The 7,967-nt window shown below is 37.6% G+C and carries 6 protein-coding genes and 1 pseudogene; 3 read left to right on the forward strand and 4 right to left on the reverse strand.

All coding sequences use genetic code 11. From position 1 onward, the window contains the following. Positions 1-574 precede the first annotated feature (574 nt). Both AC1P5O_RS15675 and AC1P5O_RS15680 read left to right on the forward strand, forming a co-directional pair. A complete protein-coding gene (locus tag AC1P5O_RS15675; RefSeq protein ID WP_001051769.1) occupies positions 575-763 on the forward strand; it encodes a hypothetical protein in 189 nt (62 codons plus the stop codon). After that, complete coding sequence (locus AC1P5O_RS15680) at positions 753-2,378, forward strand: N-6 DNA methylase (protein WP_248604104.1); 1,626 nt, start codon at positions 753-755, stop codon at positions 2,376-2,378. Before AC1P5O_RS15675 ends, AC1P5O_RS15680 begins: the two co-directional genes overlap by 11 nt. Before the next feature lie 100 nt (positions 2,379-2,478). Here AC1P5O_RS15680 and AC1P5O_RS15685 read toward each other — a convergent pair whose 3' ends face one another. After that, on the reverse strand, positions 2,479-5,472 hold the full coding sequence (locus AC1P5O_RS15685; protein WP_499006354.1) for an Eco57I restriction-modification methylase domain-containing protein: 2,994 nt from the start codon (positions 5,470-5,472) through the stop codon (positions 2,479-2,481). A gap of 197 nt (positions 5,473-5,669) precedes the next feature. Continuing rightward, positions 5,670-5,927 carry a hypothetical protein gene (locus AC1P5O_RS15690; protein WP_499006356.1) on the reverse strand — a complete coding sequence of 86 codons (258 nt, stop codon included), beginning with the start codon at positions 5,925-5,927 and terminating at the stop codon, positions 5,670-5,672. A 203-nt stretch (positions 5,928-6,130) separates the two neighbouring features. Between AC1P5O_RS15690 and AC1P5O_RS15695 the strand changes: the two are divergent. After that, positions 6,131-6,445: pseudogene (locus AC1P5O_RS15695) on the forward strand (IS91 family transposase); the annotation flags it as partial. Positions 6,446-6,620: 175 nt separating this feature from the next. On the opposite strand, the gene AC1P5O_RS15700 reads toward AC1P5O_RS15695, so the two are convergent. Together AC1P5O_RS15700 and sul2 are read right to left on the reverse strand one after the other, a co-directional pair. Beyond that, positions 6,621-6,923: a phosphoglucosamine mutase gene (locus AC1P5O_RS15700; RefSeq protein WP_000251875.1), complete on the reverse strand. Its 303-nt coding sequence runs from the start codon at positions 6,921-6,923 to the stop codon at positions 6,621-6,623. 86 nt (positions 6,924-7,009) lie between these two features. Next, positions 7,010-7,825, reverse strand: a complete 816-nt coding sequence (sul2, locus tag AC1P5O_RS15705) for a sulfonamide-resistant dihydropteroate synthase Sul2 (protein ID WP_001043260.1) — start codon at positions 7,823-7,825, stop codon at positions 7,010-7,012. Positions 7,826-7,967: the final 142 nt, after the last annotated feature.

The following is a 7,967-nucleotide window of genomic DNA, read 5'->3' on the forward strand; positions in this document are numbered from 1 at the left end:
TCGTTTGAAGGATAAAAAAAGAATTGGGATTCAGCCGCAGGTTGAAACTTAATACGAGATCAAAGGGGTCAATTTTACTTCGCCATTTTTAAGGTAAAAGGGGTCAATTTTAAAATGCCGTTGACACTATACGTGATATTGGTACACGCATAGTCTTAGTGGGTTCATTGTAAATTGCCTTTCTTCCGGCACCTTCCCTAAAACCACCTTTTGTTTTTGAATTCATAAAAGCCCATTTGATTTTGTGACAAAATCAGATATTAAGCTTTAAATTATTGGAAAAACAATATAAAAATGATAAATGGTCATAAAAAATTTTCTAATAACAACTTAAATACGTATTGTAACGGCTCAAATAAAATGAATAGGATCTTCTAAAAGGAGTTATTTATATAGTGAGCTAGATGTATGCTTCGGATAAGAGTTGCTATTTTAAATAAAAAAACTTTTAGATATAGCTACAAATAATTGATTGAATAGCAATCAATTAAATTTAATTTCTTAAAATTATATTTTACCTTAGATGAAATTTATGTAACCTATGTAACATAACAGATATCATATAGGTTACATCATGGCAAAAGGTGAATCAGGACGTATAGTTCTGGAAGTAGACCCCGAATTAAAGAAAGCTCTTTACTCGATCTTAGCTCATAAACAGCAAACGTTGAAAGACTGGTTCACTGATAAAGCGCATAAGCATATAGAGGAAAATAAGCCAGAACTTATTAAAAGCTTTTTGAAGGAACGTAATGAAATTTAAAGTAGATCAGACCACTCAAAAATTACGTGGCGGTTATTATACTCCTCAAAATTTGGCAGATTTTGTTTCTAAATGGGTATTGGAAAAGCAGCCTAAATCGGTGCTTGAACCAAGTTGTGGTGATGGAGTATTTATTCAAGCTTTACACAACAACAAGTGTGACAAGAATATAGAACTGTCATGTTTTGAATTGCTTGATACTGAAGTTCAAAAAGCATCTAACCTGTGTACAGAATTAGGATTCAAGAATGCTAGTGTTACGTCTGGCGATTTTTTAGTATGGGCGAATGATCAACTTGATAAAAAAATTGAATTATTTGATGCAGTTATAGGTAATCCTCCTTTCATTAGATATCAGTTTTTAGAAAAGTCATTTCAGGAACAGGCAGAACTTGTTTTTAAAAAACTAGATCAAAAATTTACTAAACACACGAATGCTTGGGTTCCTTTCTTATTATCAACGCTTGCTCTATTAAACAAGGGTGGGCGTATGGCTATGGTTATTCCATCTGAGATAATTAATGTAATGCATGCTCAGTCTTTGCGTAGCTATATGGGTGAAATTTGTTCAAAGATATTGATCATAGATCCAAAAGAAATCTGGTTTGAAAATACTCTGCAAGGTGCTGTAATTATCATGGCAGAGAAAAAAACCGATATCAGCATACCATCTGAGGGTGTTGGTATTCTTAGTGTCGAAGGTTCTGAATTTTTGGAAAAAAGTCCTGAGGTATTATTCAATGAAACATTAGGAATTAATGGTGAAACAGTAGAGGGTAAATGGACTAAAGCAGTCTTAAATAAAAGTGAAATTTCATTAATTAATAAGATTATTAGTCATGAATCAGTTCACAAATTTAAAACTATAGCTACAGTAGATGTTGGTATTGTAACTGGAGCTAATAAATTCTTCTTAGTAGACAACGAAACCGTAGAGACATACAACCTTTCAGCTTATGCTCATCCAATGTTTGGTAAAAGCCAACATTGTCCAGGTATTTTATATGATGAAAATCAGCATAAATCAAACCAGTTAAAAAACCTTCCAACAAACTTTTTGTATATTGAATCTGATTACAATGAACTTCCTTTAAGTGTTCAGAATTATATACAACTTGGAGAGCAGGAAAAGCTCAATGAACGGTATAAGTGTCGTATACGAAAGCCTTGGTATAAAGTTCCATCAATTTATAGTACAGAGATTGGGATGCTAAAGCGCTGTCATGAGGCCCCTAGACTAATTTTGAATAGCGTCGGAGCTTATACGACTGATACGGCCTATCGTATTACATCTAGTTTCACAAATGCTGAAAATTTAGTTTGTAGCTTCTTAAACCCGTTAACTGCTATCACAGCAGAATTAGAAGGTAGATATTATGGTGGAGGTGTGTTGGAGCTTGTTCCTTCTGAAATTGAGAAGCTATATATACCTGTAATTGATGATTATAAACATGATCCTGATACTCTGAACCAATTAGTAAAGGATGGAAAAGTTGAGGAAGTTATTAGAAACCAAGGCGAAGCCATTTTCACTAAATTAGGGTTCTCTAAACAAGATAATGAAGAGCTTATGAAAATCTGGCAAAAATTGCGTGATCGTCGTATGCGTAAATAAAATTACATATTTGCGTGTTGTATAGTTAAAATTTATCTATTGGCAGATAATTTATATAATATGAAGTAGGGAGGAAATTTATTTCCTCCCTACTTCTTTGTTAGAGTGAGCTATATAGTTCGTTCACATTTGGTATATTTTTATCAAAATCACCTAAGTCGAAAAGAATTTTAAGCAGGTCATTCATTTCTAAAACCATAGCATCAAATTGTCTTTTTAACGTGATTCTTGAACGGTTGTCTGCTTTGGAAAGATCTGTGTATAGCTTATTCATTTTTGCTTGCAGACTAGCTATCTGATCATGCTTCTCTTTTTCCGACTGATTTTCGAAATCAATTATAGGAATAGGCATACGAGTCTGTACTTTCGTTCCACGAGCAATAAATCCACCTCTAAATACTTCGCCATAAACTGATGCAAACCATTCTAAATACTTAGATGATAGAAGAGCTTGTATATAATAAATTGAGTATGGACTATGTTCAGGCACATTAATAATACTATATCCGGCAGTCCCTCCAGAAGAAACAAAAGTTCGATGATTATCTATAGAGTATTTGTAGCCATTTGATAAAACTCCCACAATAATTTTCTGAGGAACATCACAATTTTCGAGTGCTTGGCTACGTCCATATCTATACCATTCATTGGATGTCGTAGGATCTGGTTTTATAGAACGTTTGTCGTTATCAAGATGTTCTTTCACTAGATGGAGAAAGTCGAACATTTTTGGATATGTAGTCCTTAGTTCTTCGTATTCTACAAAAACAATATGATTACTTACTTTCTTATATGGATAAATCACAAAAGCATTAGGCTCAACATCTTTATATGTGTAAAAGTGATCATCACCTGAGCGTTGAGTTTCAAAGTAAGGTCTCGTAAGCTCCTTTTCTACGTGGTAAATACTGCCTTGGTACTCAAAGTAAATATACCCATCTTCGGTTTTAATTTCCTTATGAATGTAATATTCGTTAGCACTTGTCTGTATACCGTTAGCAATTGCTTTTTTACCTAAAATATTACCTAAAGGTTGAGAGTTTCTATACATTAGTTCTAGAATTTGATTTATTTCATTTTCTAAAATCCATGTATCTGCATCAAGATTAGCAATTTCATAGGTACTAGTATTTACAACGTCTTCATCCCGAGCTAGCCATTTTTTAAAGTCTTTCACTTCATAAAAAGAAAACTCAGTTTGTTGTGATTTTTTTAAAAATAACAAACAAGTATAAGTCGTCTTATTTTTAAAAACTTGGTTTGCACCAAATGAAATTAACTTACAAAGAGATTTACTATCTACTAGTAGTTGTCGCAAGTTTTTACCTGCACCTACTTTTACAAATTTTGATGGTAGGATATAACCTAGATAACCATTGTCTTTAAGTAACTGTAATGACCGCTCAACAAAGAGAAAATACTTATCAAACTGCTTAAATGCTGATTTATATTTCTTTTTATATAGTGGTAGTTCTAAAGGAGTGAGCTGCTTCATATGCTCAGTTGCCATATAAGGCGGATTACCTACGATTACATCAAATTGAAGATCAATATTGAAGGGATTAATCGCTAAAACGTCAGTACTCTTTACATTATCTGTTAGTTCTATCAAGCTATTACCAAACAAAATATTTTCATCAGTCTTCGGTAAAATTGGAATATCTGATGTAATAGTTTCTTTTGATTCACCTTCAAGAAGTTTTAATAGTAATCCAAACGAACATGCTTTTACAGCATTAAAATCCTTATCGATTCCATAAATACAATTATTTAAAATCTCCTTTTTAACTGGAAACTTTAATTTGAAACTATGTTCAGTAAGTTGTTGCAATTTCGAACGATCATGTTCGATGTAATAATCGATTAGTATATCTTGTATGACCTGAAATATTTCTAGAAGAAATGCTCCTGAACCACAAGCAATATCTGCAAATTTTGAGTTTAATATTTGTTTATCTGTTTTGCCCTGACAGAACTCTATAACAGTATTTCGTATTATCTCTTTTATAATGTGTGTAGGGGTTGTGACGACATCTCTATCAAGGTGTTCCGCCTTGGGCTTAATTTCGATTTTCCCATATTGATTGAGACGAATCTTTTCACTTAAAAATACTTCATAAATATTTCCTAAAATATCTGAAGAAAATACCGAAAATGAATAAGTACTTTGAGGGAAATATAGTTGCTCAATAATAGTCCAAATATATGATTCTTGGTTATTTATCAGTTGATTGATATATGATAAGGAAAATAATCCTGAGTTATACTTTTTATCGGAAAATTTTAATTTATCAACTAGTGACTTAAAATCTTTGTTTTTGGCAAAGTGATAAAGTGTCTCATAGTCTTCTAACTCTCTATCTTCACAAACTCGAAGAAAAACAATACTGTTTATATAGTCCTGAGTTAGATCATTAAGCTGTTCTTCATTTAATTCTGGTTTTATAGAAATAAAATCATTCGCCAACATTACCCGCCAATTATTGATTTGCTGTAGAAATAAATCGTCTACACTAAAACGAGATATCTTACTTTCAATATCTGACCATTCTGTTTCAAATTGGCCCGAGTAAACGCTTTCTCTCCCAATTAATTTCTTAATTTCATCAAAGTTATCGAAAAGTTCTGTGTAATGGTAAAGCTTGATTCGAGAAGTTGATGCTAAATCACTTTCAGAAACAGGGTTCGAACAGTCATATATCGCTATATATTCAAAATTGGTAAGGACTGAAATTTTCAACTTTGCGGTAAATCCGTAGCGACGGACTTGTTTTGCTGGTTCAGGATCGATATCAATATGAACACTTGGTTTTTTAGCTTCTACAAAAAATTTACGCTCTGAAAAGAGACGAAAGGTATAGTCTGGCTTTTTTGTATTTTCATTAGATTTAAATCGAATTCCTTCTTCAACCAAAACTTCACGTTCATGAGTACTTTTTCTAGTAACGTTGGTTATATCCCAGCCTAAAATGGAAAAAAATTGATCAATAAAATCAGTACGTAGTTGAGTTTCATTATATCGAGTAGAACGGTAAAATTCGATATCCTGATTATATCTCTCAATTAGACCTTTTAAATTTCCTAAGCTATTCATTATGTTATCTAAGTTTTTAAATCAAAGACTATAATATTACAATAGTTCGACTAACACGACTTATATATGTCTAAATATTAATTAATAACGCTTCTTATAAATTGAAATGAGAATTATTTCGAATTTGTAAGAGTTACATTTAAGAGAAATCCAAAAATTTCTTGACCTTTAATTTTAATTAGAATTTTTACATACAATCAAATTTCCATATTTTTATTGGACTGTAGAAAGTCCTTAAAATGGTTTCTTTTTACTTCGTTGATAGCCAATACTGGATCAATGCCATTACTTTTTAAGCTAGATATCAATGAGACTGTAATTGCTAAATTTAAAGGAATAATTTCTTTGCTCTTATAGTTAGTTATAGAATTCGGATTCATACCTATCAAGGTAGCTAATTCTTTAATTGTTAAACCAATTTTAATAAGTTCAATCTGAAATTCTTGATATGTCATATATAGCACCTCTCTGTAAAATCTATCACATTAAAAATGTGTTAACAAACTTTATATGTGCATACATAAATTAATAGAGTTCAATCACCATCTTTAATATCTATTTTCAAGGCTCTTTGAACGGCACTGTTGCAAATAGGCTGACATGATAAGCTAAATATCTTATTTATTTCGAGATACAGCAGATGAATCCCTTCCACGGTCGGCACCGGGCGTTGGTCACGCCGGCAAAACGGGGCAGGGGCAACAAGGTCAGGGTGGCTGATGAACCGGCAACACCAGCACAACGGCGAGCGTCGATGACATGGGCGCAACGGCTCAAGCGTGTTTTCAATATCGACATCGAGACCTGCAGCGGCTGCGGCGGCGCCATGAAAGTCATCGCCTGCATTGAAGACCCTATAGTGATCAAGCAGATCCTTGATCACCTGAAGCACAAAGCCGAAACCAGCGGGACCAGGGCGTTACCCGAAAGCCGGGCGCCACCGGCTGAGCTGCTCCTGGGTCTGTTTGACTGACGAGCCTGAAGGCCAACGATACCAATCAAAATGCTGCGTTCACAGCGCCGCGGCAGGGATCCGCCGTGCTGGTTGTCGGAAAAGGAGCCGCTAGTGGGAAAGAGGAGGGTAAATTTTCAGCGTTGCTGGCTCCCCGTCAGCCGGATTGGGTTGCATCGCAGGGGTGTCGAAAGAGTCAACTGCGGTCCAAAGCTGTTGGACTTGGGTGAAAAGGGCGTTTATTCTTCCTATACGTTGTCGGCAGCGGGCCAAAAAGGAATACGTCCATGCCCATCGAGGTGAAACCGGCTGTGAGCGCGGGTTCAAGCATATAGCCCGACAGGCGCGTATCCTTGCCGATCACGACACGATGGCGGTGGTCACCGCGACGAAAGACACGGCCAGCCGCCATGCCGACGCGCAAGGCGGTTTCCGCCGTCATCGCGCCTTCGTTGGCTTTGCCACGAATACCGTCTGTGCCGAAATATTTGCGCACCATAAGGTCGATTATCCTGTCGTCGGGTCGCCCTCAAAGGGGACATGCCTGCTGAACCGCGAATATAGAGAAATATCCCGAATGTGCAGTTAACGAATTCTTGCGGTTTCTTTCAGCGCCGCCAATACCGCCAGCCCGTCGCGCAAGGGGCGCGGCTCGTGTGTGCGGATGAAGTCAGCTCCACCTGCGGCGGCGGCAAGCTCTGCAGCGAGTGTCGCGGCCCCGACATCCCCCGGACCACGGCCTGTGAGCGCGCGCAGAAAGGATTTGCGCGAAACAGACAGAAGCACCGGCAAATCGAAGCGCAGCCGCAATTCATCGAACCGCGCCAGCACCGAGAGCGAGGTTTCGGGAGCAGCCCCCAGAAAAAACCCCATGCCGGGATCAAGGACAAGGCGGTTGCGTTTGATACCGGCACCCGTCAGCGCCGCGATGCGCGCGTCAAAGAACGCCGCAATGTGATCCATGATGTCGCCAGCGGGTGCCTCGCGCCGATCTGCCTGCCCGTCTTGCACCGAATGCATAACGACGAGTTTGGCAGATGATTTCGCCAATTGCGGATAGAACGCAGCGTCTGGAAAACCGCGAATATCATTGAGATAGGCCACACCACGCGACAAGGCATAGGCTTGCGTCGCGGGTTGATAACTGTCGAGCGAGACGGGAATGCCATCTGCCTTGAGCGCGTCCAGCACCGGCGCGATACGCGCGATTTCTGTGTCGGACGAAACAGGCGCGGCGTCGGGATTGCTGGATGCCGGACCGAGGTCGATCACATCTGCCCCCTCGGCCATCAGCTTACGCGCCTGCGCAATGGCTGCGTCTGGCGCCAGATACCGGCCTCCATCGGAGAAACTGTCCGAGGTTATGTTGACGATGCCGAAAATGATGAGCGATTTATTCATGGGGGCTTCTATAATAATAATCTCTGTACACGACAAAAATAGATAACTCATTGAAATAATGTCATAATAATTGTTTTCTAACGACGAATACTATGACACATCTCAATGAGTTATATCTTATCTTAAACAAATATCTAAAATG

The sequence above is a fragment of the Prolinoborus fasciculus genome, assembly GCF_056724605.1.

Coding starts and splice junctions, on each gene's coding strand:
- AC1P5O_RS15675 (WP_001051769.1), top strand. CDS start 575: ATGGCAAAAGGTGAATCAGGACGTATAGTTCTGGAAGTAGACCCCGAA.
- sul2 (WP_001043260.1), bottom strand. CDS start 7,825: ATGAATAAATCGCTCATCATTTTCGGCATCGTCAACATAACCTCGGAC.
- AC1P5O_RS15700 (WP_000251875.1), bottom strand. CDS start 6,923: ATGGTGCGCAAATATTTCGGCACAGACGGTATTCGTGGCAAAGCCAAC.
- AC1P5O_RS15680 (WP_248604104.1), top strand. CDS start 753: ATGAAATTTAAAGTAGATCAGACCACTCAAAAATTACGTGGCGGTTAT.
- AC1P5O_RS15685 (WP_499006354.1), bottom strand. CDS start 5,472: ATGAATAGCTTAGGAAATTTAAAAGGTCTAATTGAGAGATATAATCAG.
- AC1P5O_RS15690 (WP_499006356.1), bottom strand. CDS start 5,927: ATGACATATCAAGAATTTCAGATTGAACTTATTAAAATTGGTTTAACA.